Annotated in this window: 19 protein-coding genes; 13 read left to right on the top strand and 6 right to left on the bottom strand. The window is 60.4% G+C overall.

Going from position 1 to position 15,596, the window contains the following annotated elements:
* Positions 1-6 precede the first annotated feature (6 nt).
* The 3 genes from KUA23_RS24720 to KUA23_RS24710 all read right to left on the bottom strand — a co-directional run bounded on the left by KUA23_RS24720 (position 7) and on the right by KUA23_RS24710 (position 2,101).
* Entirely contained in the window at positions 7-765 is a 759-nt protein-coding gene (locus KUA23_RS24720; protein WP_016977704.1) for a GntR family transcriptional regulator, read from the bottom strand.
* Positions 766-1,028: 263 nt separating this feature from the next.
* Positions 1,029-1,532, bottom strand: a complete 504-nt coding sequence (locus tag KUA23_RS24715; protein ID WP_233892231.1) for a L,D-transpeptidase family protein — start codon at positions 1,530-1,532, stop codon at positions 1,029-1,031.
* A gap of 20 nt (positions 1,533-1,552) precedes the next feature.
* Complete coding sequence (locus KUA23_RS24710; RefSeq protein ID WP_252992998.1) at positions 1,553-2,101, bottom strand: NUDIX hydrolase; 549 nt, start codon at positions 2,099-2,101, stop codon at positions 1,553-1,555.
* 149 nt (positions 2,102-2,250) lie between these two features.
* Between KUA23_RS24710 and KUA23_RS24705 the strand changes: the two genes are divergently transcribed.
* The 5 genes from KUA23_RS24705 (at position 2,251) to purT (ending at position 5,508) form a co-directional block, all read left to right on the top strand.
* Complete coding sequence (locus tag KUA23_RS24705; RefSeq protein WP_071489281.1) at positions 2,251-2,853, top strand: CoA pyrophosphatase; 603 nt, start codon at positions 2,251-2,253, stop codon at positions 2,851-2,853.
* 36 nt (positions 2,854-2,889) lie between these two features.
* Entirely contained in the window at positions 2,890-3,414 is a 525-nt protein-coding gene (locus KUA23_RS24700) for a gamma carbonic anhydrase family protein (protein WP_010207972.1), read from the top strand.
* Positions 3,411-3,626, top strand: coding sequence for a DUF1289 domain-containing protein (locus tag KUA23_RS24695; protein ID WP_078050077.1), 216 nt, complete (start codon positions 3,411-3,413; stop codon positions 3,624-3,626). Before KUA23_RS24700 ends, KUA23_RS24695 begins: the two co-directional genes overlap by 4 nt.
* Positions 3,627-3,789: 163 nt before the next feature.
* Positions 3,790-4,257 carry a VUT family protein gene (locus tag KUA23_RS24690; RefSeq protein ID WP_015885703.1) on the top strand — a complete coding sequence of 156 codons (468 nt, stop codon included), beginning with the start codon at positions 3,790-3,792 and terminating at the stop codon, positions 4,255-4,257.
* A gap of 69 nt (positions 4,258-4,326) precedes the next feature.
* Complete coding sequence (gene purT, locus KUA23_RS24685; protein WP_078050076.1) at positions 4,327-5,508, top strand: formate-dependent phosphoribosylglycinamide formyltransferase; 1,182 nt, start codon at positions 4,327-4,329, stop codon at positions 5,506-5,508.
* Positions 5,509-5,613: 105 nt separating this feature from the next.
* Here purT and KUA23_RS24680 read toward each other — a convergent pair whose 3' ends face one another.
* The 3 genes from KUA23_RS24680 to KUA23_RS24670 form a co-directional block, all read right to left on the bottom strand.
* Positions 5,614-6,924, bottom strand: a complete 1,311-nt coding sequence (locus KUA23_RS24680; RefSeq protein ID WP_078050075.1) for an MFS transporter — start codon at positions 6,922-6,924, stop codon at positions 5,614-5,616.
* A 355-nt stretch (positions 6,925-7,279) separates the two neighbouring features.
* The gene (locus KUA23_RS24675) at positions 7,280-8,518 is read right to left on the bottom strand and encodes a transporter associated domain-containing protein (RefSeq protein ID WP_252992997.1); all 1,239 of its coding nucleotides are present in this window, start codon (positions 8,516-8,518) and stop codon (positions 7,280-7,282) included.
* A gap of 12 nt (positions 8,519-8,530) precedes the next feature.
* Positions 8,531-9,343 carry a cytochrome C assembly family protein gene (locus KUA23_RS24670; protein ID WP_099494249.1) on the bottom strand — a complete coding sequence of 271 codons (813 nt, stop codon included), beginning with the start codon at positions 9,341-9,343 and terminating at the stop codon, positions 8,531-8,533.
* A 220-nt stretch (positions 9,344-9,563) separates the two neighbouring features.
* Between KUA23_RS24670 and ffh the strand changes: the two genes are divergently transcribed.
* The 8 genes from ffh to KUA23_RS24630 all read left to right on the top strand — a co-directional run bounded on the left by ffh (position 9,564) and on the right by KUA23_RS24630 (position 15,564).
* On the top strand, positions 9,564-10,940 hold the full coding sequence (ffh, locus tag KUA23_RS24665) for a signal recognition particle protein (RefSeq protein ID WP_003193965.1): 1,377 nt from the start codon (positions 9,564-9,566) through the stop codon (positions 10,938-10,940).
* A 251-nt stretch (positions 10,941-11,191) separates the two neighbouring features.
* Positions 11,192-11,443: a 30S ribosomal protein S16 gene (gene rpsP / locus KUA23_RS24660; protein WP_003175899.1), complete on the top strand. Its 252-nt coding sequence runs from the start codon at positions 11,192-11,194 to the stop codon at positions 11,441-11,443.
* A 5-nt stretch (positions 11,444-11,448) separates the two neighbouring features.
* Positions 11,449-11,985, top strand: a complete 537-nt coding sequence (rimM, locus tag KUA23_RS24655; RefSeq protein ID WP_053135622.1) for a ribosome maturation factor RimM — start codon at positions 11,449-11,451, stop codon at positions 11,983-11,985.
* A complete protein-coding gene (gene trmD, locus KUA23_RS24650) occupies positions 11,967-12,740 on the top strand; it encodes a tRNA (guanosine(37)-N1)-methyltransferase TrmD (protein WP_174554031.1) in 774 nt (257 codons plus the stop codon). Before rimM ends, trmD begins: the two co-directional genes overlap by 19 nt.
* Positions 12,741-12,785: 45 nt before the next feature.
* The gene (gene rplS / locus KUA23_RS24645) at positions 12,786-13,136 is read left to right on the top strand and encodes a 50S ribosomal protein L19 (protein WP_003175895.1); all 351 of its coding nucleotides are present in this window, start codon (positions 12,786-12,788) and stop codon (positions 13,134-13,136) included.
* Positions 13,137-13,218: 82 nt separating this feature from the next.
* Positions 13,219-13,632 carry an acyl-CoA thioesterase gene (locus KUA23_RS24640; RefSeq protein ID WP_016977715.1) on the top strand — a complete coding sequence of 138 codons (414 nt, stop codon included), beginning with the start codon at positions 13,219-13,221 and terminating at the stop codon, positions 13,630-13,632.
* A gap of 151 nt (positions 13,633-13,783) precedes the next feature.
* Positions 13,784-14,680, top strand: a complete 897-nt coding sequence (gene xerD, locus KUA23_RS24635) for a site-specific tyrosine recombinase XerD (RefSeq protein WP_078050072.1) — start codon at positions 13,784-13,786, stop codon at positions 14,678-14,680.
* A gap of 152 nt (positions 14,681-14,832) precedes the next feature.
* Complete coding sequence (locus KUA23_RS24630) at positions 14,833-15,564, top strand: thioredoxin fold domain-containing protein (protein ID WP_010207987.1); 732 nt, start codon at positions 14,833-14,835, stop codon at positions 15,562-15,564.
* Positions 15,565-15,596 lie beyond the last annotated feature (32 nt).

The following is a 15,596-nucleotide window of genomic DNA, read 5'->3' as shown; positions in this document are numbered from 1 at the left end:
AGTTCTCTAAATTCGCAGTTCAGCGGAATAGTCGTGGCGACGCAGTTCTGCGACGAAGTCGTAGTAGTCGTTGCGGCAGTAGGTGTCGGTGATTTCGATCGGCGTGTTATCGGCGGTGTAGCCGACCCGGGTCATCAGCAGCATGGCGGTACCGGGGGCGATGCCGACCAGCTTGGCGAACTCGTCCGAGGCGTTGATCGCCTGGATATGCTGCAGGGCGCGCACCACTGGTTTGCCGATGCCTTCCAGGTATTCGTACAGCGAGTGGCCGATGGCTTGTGGCTGTGGCAGCACGGAGGCGGGCATGGTGGTCATTTCAATTGCCATCACCGTGTCATCCGCCTTACGCAAGCGCTTGAGGCGAGCCACTTTGTCGGCGGGCGACAGGCCCAGGCGGATCATCTCTTCGTGGGTCGGCTGGGTCAGTTCACGCTCCAGCCATTGGGAGCTGGGCACGAAACCCTTGAGTCGCAGCATTTCGCTGAACCCCGACAGGCGCGACAGCGGCTGTTCCAAGCGTGGCGAAATATAGGTGCCGGAACCTTGGTTTCGGCGGATCAGCCCTTGGGCAAACAACACTTCCAACGCCTTGCGTGCGGTGACGCGTGAAATGCTCAATTGCTCGCTGAGTACGCGTTCTGACGGCAGTGCCTGCTCGGACGTCCACTGGCCGGCATGGATCGCCGCTTCCAGTTTGCGCGCCAATTGCAGGTACAGCGGCGTGGATTGTTTGTCGTCGGGGCGCAGGGCCAGGATGGGATTCATCGTTAAGGTTTCCGATGCGGTTATTGGAGTGTTGTCGCCCGGTATGGGCCGGAAATTAATACCACTTAAATACCATGTCAATGCAGTCAAAATGGTGCAGGCATTGGTTGTAGGGCCCCGCAATGGGGCCTGGTATCAAGTGGTATTAGAGAGGTCTTTATCGCGTGCAGAAGTGCGCAGCCCGCGGGGGTGAACTGGTATTCACCGGCGGGCGCGGGGCAGGGCAGGAATTTTTTTCGAATTATTTTACGAACGGTACGAGATTACGGACGAATCTCGATGAGGGTGCCGTCTTTGACCAGGTTCCACACTTCGCGCATGTCCACGTTGCGCATGCCGATGCAGCCGTCGGTCCAGTCCAGGGTGTGGAACCACTGTTCCGGGTAATCCTCGGTGTCGGGGGTGCCGTGGATCATGATCATGCTGCCGGGCTTCACGCCTTCGCGGCGGGCGCGGGCGGCGTCGCTGATGTTTGGGTAGGAGATGTGCATGGCCAGGTTGAAGCGGTCGCTGGTCTTGCGCCAGTCGATCCAGTACAGGCCCTCTGGCGTGCGGCGGTCGCCCTCGATCAGCTTGTGGCCCTTGGGGTTCTTGCCCAGGGAAATGCGGTAGGTCTTGAACGGCTTGCCGTCGTTGATCAACTGCAACTGGTGGGCGGACTTGAGCACCAGCACTTTCTCGACCGTTTTACCGCCCAGGGTCTGCACCGTGGCGGCTGGCGCCAGTGTGGCGAACGATAGGCAGAGCAGCGCAAGCACCCAACGCATCAAAGACGGTATCCCCAGTGTCATGGCGCGGGCTTTCCCATCGGCGGCACGGCTTCGCTGCGCACCGGGAACGACTGTTGCCTGCGGTCAGCGAAAAAGTATTCCAGGGTGCGCCCGACCGTGCGGAAAGCCAGTTCGGACCACGGGATGTCGGCTTCGTCGAACAGCTGCACTTCCAGGCTTTCGGGGCCGGCGGCGAAGTCCAGGTCGAGCAGGTCGGCGCGGTAGAAAATATGCACCTGGTTGATGTGCGGTACGTCGATCAGCGTGTAGATGCTCAGGTTGTGCACGCGGGCGCAGGCTTCTTCCAGGGTTTCGCGCATGGCGGCCTGTTCCACGGTCTCACCGTTTTCCATGAAGCCCGCAGGCAGGGTCCAGTAACCCAGGCGTGGCTCAATGGCGCGGCGGCACAGCAGCACTTTATCGCCCCACACGGGTACGGTGCCGGCGACGATGTTGGGGTTCTGGTAGTGGATGGTCGAGCAGTGATCACACACAAAGCGCAGGCGGCCGTCGCCTTCGGGGATGCGCTGGGTGACCGGTTTACCGCACTGGCTGCAGAAATTCATGCTGGGGTTCCTGGAAAGTGCGCCTATCTTGGCGTGACGGGCAGGGCGCTGCAACAAGTTGTCGTTTAGCGACACGGCGCGGGTTTTGGGGTTGGGCACCCGCACGCTTTGGTGCATGATGCAAGGTAGCCAACAGACCGAGATGACTCATGCTGGACGAGCTACTTCGCCGGGTAAGCAATCACACCCCCCACACGCTGGAAACCGACGGGCGTTTCCCCGAGGCCGCGGTGCTGGTGCCGATTACCCGCAGTGACGAACCTGAGCTGATCCTGACCCTGCGCGCCAGTGGCCTGTCGACCCATGGTGGCGAAGTGGCCTTTCCTGGCGGGCGCCGCGACCCCGAAGACCCGGACTTGATCTTTACCGCGCTGCGCGAGGCCGAAGAAGAAATCGGCCTGCCGCCCGGGCTGGTCGAAGTGATCGGCCCGCTGAGCCCGTTGATCTCCCTGCATGGCATTCGGGTTACGCCGTATGTCGGCGTCATCCCCGATTACGTCGAATATCTGGCCAACGATGCCGAAATCGCCGCTGTTTTCAGCGTGCCCTTGGACTTCTTCCGACAAGACCCACGGGAACATACCCACCGGATCGATTACCAAGGCCGCAGTTGGTACGTGCCCAGCTATCGGTTCGGCGAATACAAGATCTGGGGGCTGACGGCGATCATGATCGTCGAGTTGATCAATCTGCTCTATGACGATGCCAAGATCAGCCTGCACCAGCCACCCAAGAGCTTCATCAATACCTAAGCCATCACTTGAATGGCAATGCCGTGAGGAACAACCATGAAATACCGCCTGGGCGACGCTCGCGTCGAGACTCATCCGCAGAGCTGGGTGGCACCGAATGCCACGCTGGTGGGCAAGGTCAAGCTGGAGGAGGGCGCCAATGTCTGGTTCAACGCGGTGTTGCGTGGCGACAATGAACTGATCCTGATCGGCAAAAACAGCAACGTGCAGGACGGTAGCGTGATGCACACCGACATGGGCTACCCGCTGACCCTGGGCACCGGCGTGACCATTGGCCACAACGCCATGTTGCATGGCTGCACGGTGGATGATTACAGCCTGATCGGTATCAACGCGGTGATCCTCAACGGCGCCAAGATCGGCAAGCACTGCATCATTGGCGCCAACTCGCTGATTGGCGAAGGCAAGGAAATTCCTGATGGTTCGCTGGTGATGGGTTCGCCGGGCAAGGTGGTGCGGGAGTTGACCGACGCACAGAAACGCATGCTTGAAGCCAGCGCCGCGCACTATGTGCATAACTCGCAGCGTTATGCGCGTGACTTGGTTGAGCAGGAAGAATGAACCCGATTGAGCGCCCCGTTGCGTCGCCGTGCGTGAGCATTTGCGCATTGGATGACGACGATATTTGTACTGGCTGCCAGCGCACGGTGGATGAGATTACGCGTTGGAGCCGTATGGATAATGCCGAGCGCCGGGTGGTGTTGGGGTTGTGCCATGAGCGGGCGGTGGCGAGTGGGATGGTGTTTATGGTTTCCGGGAAATCCGGCGGCTGATAGACCGCCATCGCAGGCAAGCCAGCTCCCACATTTTGACCGGGTTCCAACAGGTTAAACGCGGTTGAATGTGGGAGCTGGCTTGCCTGCGATGAGGCCCGCCCAGACGACATATTTCCAAATGTGAAGTACCCTGTGCCCCTTGTTCACAGGTCCATCCCCCATGCTCTTCCTGATCGCCTACATCAGCAGCGTCGTGCTGATCAATTTCGCCTTCTCCACCGCCCCGCACCTGGACGTTATCTGGTCCGCCTGGGGTGGCCTGGTATTCATCCTGCGCGACATGGTGCAAACCCGCTTTGGCCACGGTGCAATCATCGCCATGCTGGCGGCACTGGTGTTGTCGTATGTCACGTCCGACCCGGCCATTGCCCTGGCCAGCGCCACGGCGTTTGCGGTGTCCGAGTGCATTGACTGGCTGGTGTTCAGTATCACTAAGCGCCCGCTGCACGACCGCCTGTGGATAAGTTCGGCCCTGAGTATTCCTCTCGATACCTTCATCTTCTTCGGCTTGATCGGCGCGCTCACCCCAGCGGTGGCGGGCACTGCGTTGGTGTCGAAGTTCGCCGGGGTCACGGTGGTGTGGTTGATCATGGCCTGGCGCATCCGCAAGCGGGCCGTCGCCAACTGAGGCCAATTGCTGCAGTTCATGTAAAATGCCGGCCTTTCTCCCAATGATCCGCTCCCCTGAGGACCTGAGATGACCCGAATCGGAACTCCATTGTCGCCAACCGCGACCCGCGTTTTGCTGTGTGGCTGCGGTGAGCTGGGCAAGGAAGTGGTAATCGAACTGCAACGCCTGGGCGTTGAAGTGATTGCCGTGGATCGCTACGCCAACGCGCCGGCCATGCAGGTGGCGCACCGTAGCCACGTGATCAACATGCTCGACGGTGCTGCCCTGCGTGCGGTGATCGAAGCCGAAAAACCGCACTTCATCGTGCCGGAAATCGAGGCCATCGCCACGGCCACCCTGGTGGAACTGGAAGCTGAAGGCTTCACCGTGATCCCGACTGCGCGTGCCACCTCGCTGACCATGAACCGTGAAGGCATCCGCCGCCTGGCCGCCGAAGAGCTGGACCTGCCGACCTCGCCGTACCACTTTGCCGATACCTTCGAAGACTACAGCAAGGCCGTGCAGGACCTGGGCTTCCCGTGCGTGGTCAAGCCGGTGATGAGTTCGTCGGGCAAGGGCCAGAGCCTGCTGCGCAGCGTCGACGACGTGCAGAAAGCCTGGGACTACGCCCAGGAAGGCGGGCGTGCGGGTAAAGGTCGCGTGATCATCGAAGGCTTTATCGACTTCGACTACGAAATCACCCTGCTGACCGTGCGTCACGTCGGCGGTACCACCTTCTGCGCGCCTGTCGGTCACCGTCAGGAGAAGGGCGACTACCAGGAATCCTGGCAGCCGCAGGCCATGAGCCCGATTGCCCTGGCCGAGTCCGAGCGCGTTGCCAAAGCGGTGACCGAGGCCCTGGGTGGCCGTGGCCTGTTTGGCGTGGAGCTGTTCATCAAGGGGGATCAGGTGTGGTTCAGCGAAGTCTCGCCGCGCCCGCATGACACCGGCCTGGTGACCCTGATTTCCCAGGACCTGTCGCAGTTCGCCTTGCACGCTCGCGCCATTCTGGGCCTGCCGATCCCGTTGATCCGTCAGTTCGGGCCTTCGGCTTCGGCGGTGATTCTGGTGGAAGGCCAGTCGACCCAGACTGCGTTCGCCAACCTGGGCGCCGCGTTGAGTGAACCGGACACGGCGTTGCGTCTGTTTGGCAAGCCGGAAGTGAATGGCCAGCGCCGCATGGGTGTGGCGTTGGCGCGGGATGAGTCGATTGAAGCGGCCCGGGCGAAGGCTACTCGTGCTTCCAAAGCCGTTGTAGTCGAGCTGTAATCGAGGCGTGCCTTTCGCGAGCAAGCCCGCTCTCACATTCGACCGCGTTCCTATTGGATAAATGCGGTCAACTGTGGGAGCGGGCTTGCTCGCGAAGGCGGTCTGTCAGGCGACCTTGTTCAAATCGTTGTTACGCGTCTCTTTCAGGCACAGCACAGCAATCAAGCTGAGCAACGCTGCCGCCGACACATACCCACCGACATAACTCAAGCCACCCATCGCCACCAGCTTGGTCGCGAAGAACGGTGCTGCCGATGCGCCGACAATCCCACCCAGATTATACGCTGCCGAAGCGCCGGTATAACGCACGCGGGTCGGGAACAGTTCCGGCAACAGCGCGCCCATCGGTGCGAAGGTCACGCCCATCAGGAACAGCTCCAGCGCCAGGAACAGCGCCACGGCCCAGGTCGAACCGTGGGTGAGCAATGGCTCCATGGTAAAGCCCGACAGAATCGCCAGGATCGCGCCGACGATCAGCACCGGCTTGCGCCCGTAGCGATCACTGGCCAAGGCCGCCAGTGGTGTCGCCAGCCCCATGAACAGCACCGCAAAGCACAGCAGGCCGAGGAAGGTTTCGCGGCTGTAGCCCAGGGTAGAAACACCGTAGCTCAAGGAAAACGCGGTGGTGATATAGAACAGGGCATAGCACACCACCATCGACGCGGCGCCGAGCAATACCGGTAGCCAGTGCTGGCTGAACAATTCCACCAACGGCACTTTGACCGGGGCTTCCTTGGCGACGGCGTTGGCGAATACCGGTGTCTCATGCAGCTTCAGCCGTGCGTACAGGCCAACCATCACCAACGCAGCGCTGAGGATGAATGGAATTCGCCAGCCCCAACTGCGGAATTGCTCGTCGCTCAGGCTCATGGCCAGGATCAGGAACAAACCGTTGGCCGCCAGGAAGCCGATCGACGGGCCGAGCTGCGGGAACATGCCAAACCAGGCGCGTTTGCCTTTGGGCGCATTCTCGGTCGCCAGCAGTGCCGCGCCGCCCCATTCGCCGCCAAGGCCCAGGCCCTGGCCGAAACGCAGCACACACAACAAAATCGGTGCCCAGGCCCCGATGCTGTCATAGCCGGGCAGCAAGCCAATCAGCGTGGTGCACACGCCCATCAGCAACAGCGAGGCCACCAGCGTCGATTTGCGCCCGATGCGGTCACCGAAGTGGCCGAACAGCGCTGAGCCCAGTGGGCGGGCGATGAAAGCGATACCGAAGGTCAGGAACGACGCCAGCATCTGCGCGGTGCCGGAGGTCTGCGGGAAGAACACCGGGCCGATCACCAGCGCAGCGGCCGTGGCGTAGATATAGAAGTCGTAGAACTCGATGGCGGTGCCGACGATGCTCGCCGTGGCGACCCGTGCCGTCGAGTTGGTCGGGGCGGCGGTCGCGGCCTCGTTGTAGGTGGTGCTCATGGCGGTATCCCTGACGGTCATTGCGCGTTGGACGCGGATTATTATTGGTCGAACACCCATGGATCAGGGTTGTGCGCGGGCAGGCTCGGGATGGGAGCGAACACCGGTCGGACACGATAAGGCGGTGCCTGGACACGCTGGGTGCGGGTAGCACGCGGTCGGGCGCGGCTCTGGTAGGCCGCACCGATTATAGGAAGGGGTTTGAACATACAACAAGGGGGCTGACACGCCGCAAATCAAAATGTGGGAGCGGGCTTGCTCGCGAAAGCAGTGGGTCAGTCAGCTCATCTTCAGCTGGTCTACCGCATTCGCGAGCAAGCCCGCTCCCACAGGGAGAATGTGTTTCGCCAGCAGCTTATACGGCGACCGGCATCCGGCTGGTGTGCCAGATCAGCACCTTGCTCACGCGGTTGTCCTCGGTCTCGAGGATTTCCAGGCGGTAGCGCCCGATTTTCAGGCACACCGCGCAATCGGGAATGGTCTCCAGCGCTTCGGTGACCAGGCCGTTGAGGGTCTTGGGGCCATCGCTGGGCAAGTGCCAGCTCAAGCTCTTGTTCAGTTCGCGGATCGAGGCGGCGCCATCAATGATGTAGCGGCCATCGGGCTGGGCCTCGATATGCGGGTTGTCGGCACTCTGTTCGCTTTCGAATTCACCGACGATTTCTTCGAGAATATCTTCCAGCGTCACAATGCCGAGCACTTCGCCATACTCGTCCACCACCATGCCCAGGCGCCGCTGTTGCTTGTGGAAGTTCAGCAGTTGCAGTTGCAGGGGCGTGCTTTCCGGGACGAAGTAGGGTTCGTGGCAGGCGGCGAGCAACGCTTCCTTGGTCAGGCTGGCGTCGGGCAGCAGGTGCTGGATCTGCCGGGTGTTGAGCACGGCCTGCACTTGGTTGATATCACTGTGGAACACCGGCAGGCGCGTACGCTGGGAGGTGCGCAGTTGCTCGATGATGTCCTCGACCGAGTCATCCAGGTTGATGCCGTCCACTTCGCTGCGTGGCACCAGGATGTCATTGACGGTGATGTTGTCCAATGCGTGGATGCCGGGCATGCCTGGGGTGCGGTCTTCGTCTGTCTCGGGTTCCGGCTCGTCGTCGTGGCCGGGCAGCGGCTCGTCGCTCTTTTTCACTACGCCGGCCTTGCGCACAAAAGGGCGCAACAGCAACAGGCTGATGCCATTGAGCAGCCAGGCCAACGGGTAGAGGATTTTCAGCGGTACGCCCAGCAGCGTATTGCCAAAGCCCAGCACGCCCTGTGGATAACGTACGGCGAGGGCGCGGGGCAGGTAGTCGGCCAGAACCAGCAGGATCGCGCAGGAGATCATCCAACCCAGCCAGGGCCCGTTCTGCGCCCAGGCATAGATGGCCAGCAGCGTGCAGAGGATCACCACGGCTGCGCGACACAGGCTGTTGCACAGGATCAGGCTGTTACGCGGGAAGCTCAGGCGGGTGGCGGCCTTGTCGCCCTGGCGTGTGCCGGGGCGCAGGGCCAGCAGGTGTTGTTGCGCGGCTTCGATGGCGGTGAATAGTGCGGCCCATAGGACCAGCAGGGCGATTACCGCGAGCATCGGCTCCAGTGGCAGGTTGTCCATGATCGCTGCCCGTCAGATATGCAGGATGTATTCGCGGACCAGCTTGCTGCCGAAATAGGCCAGCATCAGCAGGCAGAAACCGGCCAGGGTCCAGCGGATCGCCTTGTGCCCGCGCCAGCCGAGGCGGTTGCGGCCCCACAGCAACACGCTGAACACCACCCAGGCCAGGCACGCTAGCAGGGTTTTGTGCACCAGGTGCTGGGCGAACAGGTTTTCGACGAACAGCCAGCCGGAGATCAGCGACAGCGACAGCAGCGTCCAGCCGGCCCACAGGAAGCCGAACAGCAGGCTTTCCATGGTTTGCAGCGGCGGGAAGTTCTTGATCAGCCCGGACGGATGCTTGTGCTTTAGCTGGTGGTCCTGCAGCAGCAGGAGCAGGGCCTGGAACACCGCGATGGTGAACATGCCGTAAGCGAGGATCGACAGCAGGATGTGCGCGAGGATGCCCGGCTCTTCATCAATCACCTGCACCGTGCCGGTGGGGGCGAATTGCGCCAGTAGCACCGTCAGCACGCCCAAGGGGAATAGCAGCACCAGCAGGTTCTCGACGGGAATCCGGTAGCACGCCAGCAGGGTCAATGCGATGACGGCAGCCGCGATCAGGCTGGCGGCGCTGAAAAAATCCAGGCCCAGGCCGACGGGCGTCATCAAATGGGTAAACAGGCTGGCAGCATGGGCCAGCAGGGCAAGGACGCCAAGGCCGACGAGCAGGCGTTTGTCCGCCTTGGCGCCTTGGGCCAGACGAGTGCCCTGGTAGAGAGTCGCAGCGGCATACAAAATGGCGGCGGCGAGGCTGGGTAGCAAACTGGGTGACAAAGGGAGCATAAATCCTGTTAGGCAAGCCCGAAAGGCGCTGAGTTTGGCATACCCCCGCGTAACACGAAAGACTCTCAAGCCAGACAGCGGGTGTGCATGGCGGCAGTCTTCGCTATAATCCGCGACCTGCCCACGCCGCAGGCTCACCGAGCGCTGTTTTTAATAGCGATTTACCACAGCCTGGGCCGCCATTACCTCGGTCTATGAATAGGGCCTGAAAGGATCGCGCATGTTTGAAAATCTGACTGACCGTCTCTCGCAGACGCTGCGCCATGTCACCGGCAAGGCCAAGCTGACCGAGGACAATATTAAAGACACCCTGCGTGAAGTGCGCATGGCGTTGCTGGAAGCCGACGTGGCCTTGCCGGTGGTGAAGGACTTCGTCAACTCGGTCAAAGAGCGCGCGGTCGGCACCGAAGTGTCCCGCAGCCTCACGCCGGGCCAGGCCTTTGTGAAGATCGTCCAGGCCGAGCTCGAAAGCCTGATGGGCGCGGCCAACGAAGACCTGAACCTCAGCGCCGTGCCACCGGCCGTCGTGCTGATGGCCGGTCTGCAGGGTGCGGGTAAGACCACCACTGCCGGCAAGCTGGCGCGCTTCCTTAAAGAGCGCAAGAAGAAGTCCGTGATGGTGGTGTCGGCCGACGTGTACCGTCCGGCGGCCATCAAGCAGTTGGAAATGCTTGCCGGCGAAGTAGGCGTGACCTTCTTCCCGTCCGACCTGAGCCAGAAGCCGGTCGACATCGCCAACGCGGCTATTAAAGAAGCCAAGCTGAAGTTCATCGACGTGGTCATCGTCGATACCGCCGGTCGCCTGCACATCGACGAAGAGATGATGGGCGAAATCAAGGCGCTGCATGCCGCGATCAACCCGGTCGAGACGCTGTTCGTGGTCGACGCCATGACCGGCCAGGATGCGGCCAATACCGCCAAGGCCTTTGGTGACGCACTGCCGCTGACCGGTGTGATCCTCACCAAGGTCGACGGCGACGCTCGTGGCGGTGCCGCGCTGTCGGTACGTGCCATCACCGGCAAGCCGATCAAGTTCATCGGTATGGGCGAGAAGAGCGAAGCGCTCGAGCCGTTCCACCCTGAGCGTATCGCCTCGCGCATCCTCGGGATGGGCGACGTGCTCAGCCTGATCGAGCAGGCTGAAGCCACGCTCGACAAGGACAAGGCCGACAAGCTGGCCAAGAAGCTGAAGAAGGGCAAGGGCTTCGACCTCGAAGACTTCCGCGACCAGCTGCAACAAATGAAGAACATGGGCGGACTCGGCGGCCTGATGGACAAGCTGCCGAACATCGGCGGTGTGAACCTGGCGCAAATGGGCAATGCCCAGGGCGCGGCAGAGAAGCAGTTCAAGCAGATGGAAGCCATCATCAATTCCATGACCCCGGCCGAGCGCCGCGACCCTGAGCTGATCAGCGGTTCGCGCAAGCGTCGGATCGCCATGGGTTCCGGCACACAGGTGCAGGACATCGGTCGCTTGATCAAGCAGCACAAGCAGATGCAGAAGATGATGAAGAAATTCTCCGCCAAGGGCGGAATGGCCAAGATGATGCGCGGCATGGGCGGTATGTTGCCCGGCGGCGGCATGCCGAAAATGTAAAGTATTCGAGCGGGAGCCCAGCTCCTGCTCCGACCCACAGGGATGTGGGATCTCCAGCAAACCCGCGATTGGCGGGCGCTGACTCGCCGTTTTAACCGACGGCTCTATAGCAGATCTGGATGGCACGCTGATAGGCGCCAGAAAAAGACATTTGCAAAAGTCCGGATATTCCTTAGAATATGCGGCCTTTCGGGCACCTATGCCCGCTGTGCATTTAGATTTGCAGCACCGACTACAGGAACGATGTTCACATGCTAACAATCCGTCTTGCCCTTGGCGGCTCCAAAAAGCGCCCGTTTTACCACTTGACCGTAACCGACAGCCGCAACCCGCGTGACGGTTCGCACAAGGAACAGGTTGGTTTCTTCAACCCTGTTGCTCGTGGTCAAGAAGTTCGTCTGTCCGTGAACCAAGAGCGCGTAGCCTACTGGCTGAGCGTGGGTGCACAGCCATCCGAGCGCGTAGCAAAACTGTTGAAGGACTCGGCTAAGGCCGCAGCCTGAGCAATATGAACGCGACGCCAGCTGTTGCTGATGATTTGATCGTTATCGGCAAGATTTACTCTGTTCATGGCGTTCGCGGCGAAGTGAAGGTGTATTCCTTTACTGATCCGACTGAAAACCTGTTGCAGTACAAAACCTGGACGCTCAAGCGCGAGGGTAGTGTGAAACAGGTCGAGCTGGTCAGTGGACGCGGGAGCGATAAGTTCCTGGTCGCAAAGCTCAAGGGTCTTGATGATCGTGAAGAAGCTCGTCTTCTGGCCGGTTATGAGATCTGCGTGCCGCGCAACCTGTTCCCTGAATTGACCGACGGCGAGTACTACTGGTACCAGCTGGAAGGTCTGAAGGTTATTGATCAACTCGGGCAACTGTTCGGGAAAATCGATCATCTTCTGGAAACCGGCGCCAATGATGTAATGGTGGTCAAGCCTTGCGCTGGCAGCCTGGATGATCGCGAACGCCTGTTGCCCTATACCGAGCAATGCGTGTTAGCCGTCGACCTGGCAGCGGGCGAGATGAAGGTGGAATGGGACGCGGACTTCTAAGCGTGGCTAATTTGCGCATTGAAGTGATCAGTTTGTTTCCCGAGATGTTTTCCGCCATCAGCGAGTACGGCATCACCAGTCGGGCGGTGAAACAGGGGCTGTTGCAGCTCACCTGTTGGAACCCGCGAGACTACACGACGGATCGACATCACACTGTGGACGATCGCCCATTTGGCGGTGGTCCGGGCATGGTGATGAAGATCAAGCCCCTGGAAGACGCGTTGGTTCAGGCCAAGGCTGCCGCCGGGGAGAAGGCGAAGGTAATTTACCTGTCCCCTCAAGGCCGTCAGCTGAAACAAGCGGCGGTACGCGAACTGGCGAATGAGGAAGCACTGATCCTGATTGCCGGTCGCTATGAAGGCATTGACGAGCGTTTTATTGAAGCTCATGTCGATGAAGAGTGGTCGATTGGGGACTATGTCCTGTCTGGCGGCGAGCTGCCGGCGATGGTCCTGATAGATGCGGTTACACGACTGCTGCCTGGAGCTTTAGGGCATGTGGACTCCGCGGAGGAAGATTCCTTCACGGATGGTTTGCTGGATTGCCCGCACTACACCCGACCGGAGGTGTATGCGGATCAGCGTGTTCCCGACGTATTGCTAAGTGGCAATCACGCACACATCCGGCGTTGGCGTTTACAGCAGTCCCTTGGTCGGACCTATGAACGACGCGCCGATCTTCTGGAAAGCCGCTCGCTTTCTGGAGAAGAGAAGAAGCTGCTCGAGGAATACATCCTCGCGCGGGACGATAGTTAACAACGTATCGATGGTAGGTCCATTGACTTACCTTAGGAGCACAGCATGACTAACAAAATCATCCTTGCACTCGAAGCAGAGCAGATGACCAAAGAGATCCCTACCTTTGCCCCGGGCGACACCATTGTCGTTCAGGTGAAAGTGAAGGAAGGCGACCGTTCGCGTCTGCAAGCGTTCGAAGGCGTGGTAATCGCCAAGCGTAACCGTGGTGTGAACAGTGCTTTCACTGTTCGTAAAATCTCCAACGGTGTTGGCGTAGAGCGTACTTTCCAGACCTACAGCCCGCAAATCGACAGCATGGCCGTCAAGCGTCGCGGTGACGTACGTAAAGCCAAGCTGTACTACCTGCGTGACCTGTCCGGTAAAGCAGCTCGCATCAAGGAAAAACTGGCTTAAGTCCAGCTTCCCGATGCAGAAAAAAGCAGCCTACGGGCTGCTTTTTTGTGCCTGAAATTTGTCTATTTGCCGGTATTTGTCCATGACCACCCGCCTCGAAGAAATCCAGCGCCGCACTGACCTGTCCGTCACCCACGTAACCAAGGCCGTGTTCCCGCCGACCACCAACCACCACAACACCCTGTTCGGTGGCACCGCCCTGGCGTGGATGGATGAAGTGTCGTTCATTACCGCCACGCGCTTTTGCCGCCTGCCGCTGGTGACGGTGTCTACCGACCGTATCGACTTCAACCACGCGATCCCGGCGGGCTCCATCGTCGAGTTGATCGGCCGTGTGATCAAAGTTGGTAACACCAGCCTCAAGGTCGAGGTGGAAGTGTTCGTTGAGAGCATGAGCGCCGATGGCCGCGAAAAAGCAATCCAGGGCGTGTTCAGCTTTGTCGCCATTGATGCGGACAAACGCCCAGTGCCGGTGTTACCTGGCTTTGCCGACTGAGCAGGGACCGAGTTGCGGCCTTCGCAGGCAAGCCAGCTCCCACATTTGATCGGTGTCGTGCACATCTCAGCGCCCGACACAAAAACCCTGTGGGAGCTGGCTTGCCTGCGATAGGATCTAACAGACATTACAGAAATCCGCCTGAGCCCCCATGCCCGCCATCGACCACCCCCTGATAGACCGTTTCCTTGACGCCCTCTGGCTGGAAAAAGGCCTGTCGGACAACACTCGCCAGGCCTACCGCAGCGACTTGGCCCTATTCAATGGCTGGCTGCAGGAGAAAAAACTCGAACTGATAAATGCGGGTCGTGAGCTGATCCTCGACCATCTGGCCTGGCGCCTGGAGCAGAACTACAAACCGCGCTCCACGGCGCGATTCCTCTCGGGCGTGCGTGGCTTTTATCGCTATCTGCTGCGGGAAAAACTGATTGCTCTCGATCCAACCCTGCAAATCGACATGCCGCAACTTGGCAGGCCATTGCCCAAGTCCCTGTCGGAGGCCGACGTGGAGGCCTTGCTCGCCGCGCCGGATTTGAGTGAGGCCATCGGCCAACGTGATCGCGCCATGCTGGAGGTCCTGTATGCCTGTGGCCTGCGAGTGACGGAGCTGATCAGCCTGACCCTGGAGCAAGTCAACCTGCGTCAGGGCGTGCTGCGGGTGATGGGCAAGGGCAGCAAGGAGCGGCTGGTACCGATGGGCGAGGAGGCGATTGTGTGGGTCGAGCGTTATATGCGAGACGCCCGCAGCGAGCTGCTCGGCGGGCGCCCCAGTGATGTGCTGTTCCCTAGCCTGCGTGGCGAGCAGATGACCCGGCAGACCTTCTGGCACCGCATCAAGCATCAGGCCAAGGTCGCCGGGATCGGCAAGGCTCTGTCGCCCCACACGTTGCGCCATGCGTTCGCCACGCACTTGCTCAACCACGGGGCGGATTTGCGTGTGGTGCAAATGCTGCTTGGGCACAGCGACTTATCCACTACCCAGATCTACACCCACGTGGCGCGTGCACGCTTGCAGGATATGCACGCCAAGCATCACCCGCGAGGCTGAAAAACATGCTGTAGAAGGCCAATTTATCCCGCCACGGGCTGCCCTGCGGCCCAACTGTGGTAGGCTTTGCCGGTTAGCAAAGGGGACGGCCCAGCGCTGTGTTTTCCAAGCAGTATTCCTTCCCGTCCCTGCATCTGCCTTCAGGAGTTCCCATGCGCTTGACCCAGATTATTGCCGCCGCAGCCATTGCGTTGGTTTCCACCTTTGCGTTTGCCGATGATGCTGCCGAGCAGACCATCCGCAAGAGCCTGGCCAACCTGCAACTCGACACCCCGATCGAAAGCATCAGCGCCAGCCCGATGGCCGGCCTGTATGAAGTCAAGCTCAAGGGCAGCCGCGTGCTGTACGCCAGTGCCGACGGCCAGTACATCGTCCAGGGCTACCTGTTCCAGTTGAAGGACGGCAAGCCGGTCAACCTGACCGAGAAAGCCGAACGCCTGGGCGTCTCCAAGCTGATCAATGGCATCCCGGTGGCCGAGACTGTGGTTTACCCGGCCATTGGCGAGACCAAGACCCACATCACCGTGTTCACCGACACCACCTGCCCGTATTGCCACAAGCTGCACGCCGAAGTGCCTGCGCTGAACAAGCTGGGAGTGGAAGTGCGCTACGTTGCGTTCCCGCGCCAGGGCCTGGGTTCGCCGGGTGACGAGCAGTTGCAAGCGGTGTGGTGCTCGGCCGACAAGAAAGCAGCCATGGACAAGATGGTCGACGGCAAGGAAATCAAGGCCGCCAAATGCGCCAACCCGGTTTCCAAGCAGTTCGCCCTGGGCCAGTCCATTGGCGTGAACGGTACACCGGCCATCGTTTTGGCTGACGGCCAAGTGATTCCGGGCTACCAGCCAGCGCCACAAGTTGCCAAACTGGCGCTGAGTGCCAAATAAACCAGCATCGTCGAACCTTTGACGATCATGGC

Origin of the sequence: Pseudomonas pergaminensis, assembly GCF_024112395.2 — a bacterium.
GTDB classification, from domain to species: Bacteria; Pseudomonadota; Gammaproteobacteria; order Pseudomonadales; family Pseudomonadaceae; genus Aquipseudomonas; species Aquipseudomonas pergaminensis.
This window is presented reverse-complemented; position numbering and strand designations above follow the sequence as displayed.

Bases quoted from the DNA above. Each gene is read 5' to 3' on its own strand.
- KUA23_RS24640 (WP_016977715.1), top strand. From the start codon at position 13,219: ATGACCACCCGCCTCGAAGAAATCCAGCGCCGCACTGACCTGTCCGTC.
- rplS (WP_003175895.1), top strand. From the start codon at position 12,786: ATGACTAACAAAATCATCCTTGCACTCGAAGCAGAGCAGATGACCAAA.
- KUA23_RS24695 (WP_078050077.1), top strand. From the start codon at position 3,411: ATGAACCCGATTGAGCGCCCCGTTGCGTCGCCGTGCGTGAGCATTTGC.
- ffh (WP_003193965.1), top strand. From the start codon at position 9,564: ATGTTTGAAAATCTGACTGACCGTCTCTCGCAGACGCTGCGCCATGTC.
- purT (WP_078050076.1), top strand. From the start codon at position 4,327: ATGACCCGAATCGGAACTCCATTGTCGCCAACCGCGACCCGCGTTTTG.
- KUA23_RS24690 (WP_015885703.1), top strand. From the start codon at position 3,790: ATGCTCTTCCTGATCGCCTACATCAGCAGCGTCGTGCTGATCAATTTC.
- rimM (WP_053135622.1), top strand. From the start codon at position 11,449: ATGAACGCGACGCCAGCTGTTGCTGATGATTTGATCGTTATCGGCAAG.
- KUA23_RS24700 (WP_010207972.1), top strand. From the start codon at position 2,890: ATGAAATACCGCCTGGGCGACGCTCGCGTCGAGACTCATCCGCAGAGC.
- KUA23_RS24680 (WP_078050075.1), bottom strand. From the start codon at position 6,924: ATGAGCACCACCTACAACGAGGCCGCGACCGCCGCCCCGACCAACTCG.
- KUA23_RS24670 (WP_099494249.1), bottom strand. From the start codon at position 9,343: ATGCTCCCTTTGTCACCCAGTTTGCTACCCAGCCTCGCCGCCGCCATT.
- KUA23_RS24630 (WP_010207987.1), top strand. From the start codon at position 14,833: ATGCGCTTGACCCAGATTATTGCCGCCGCAGCCATTGCGTTGGTTTCC.
- KUA23_RS24720 (WP_016977704.1), bottom strand. From the start codon at position 765: ATGAATCCCATCCTGGCCCTGCGCCCCGACGACAAACAATCCACGCCG.
- KUA23_RS24675 (WP_252992997.1), bottom strand. From the start codon at position 8,518: ATGGACAACCTGCCACTGGAGCCGATGCTCGCGGTAATCGCCCTGCTG.
- xerD (WP_078050072.1), top strand. From the start codon at position 13,784: ATGCCCGCCATCGACCACCCCCTGATAGACCGTTTCCTTGACGCCCTC.
- rpsP (WP_003175899.1), top strand. From the start codon at position 11,192: ATGCTAACAATCCGTCTTGCCCTTGGCGGCTCCAAAAAGCGCCCGTTT.
- trmD (WP_174554031.1), top strand. From the start codon at position 11,967: ATGGGACGCGGACTTCTAAGCGTGGCTAATTTGCGCATTGAAGTGATC.
- KUA23_RS24705 (WP_071489281.1), top strand. From the start codon at position 2,251: ATGCTGGACGAGCTACTTCGCCGGGTAAGCAATCACACCCCCCACACG.
- KUA23_RS24710 (WP_252992998.1), bottom strand. From the start codon at position 2,101: ATGAATTTCTGCAGCCAGTGCGGTAAACCGGTCACCCAGCGCATCCCC.
- KUA23_RS24715 (WP_233892231.1), bottom strand. From the start codon at position 1,532: ATGCGTTGGGTGCTTGCGCTGCTCTGCCTATCGTTCGCCACACTGGCG.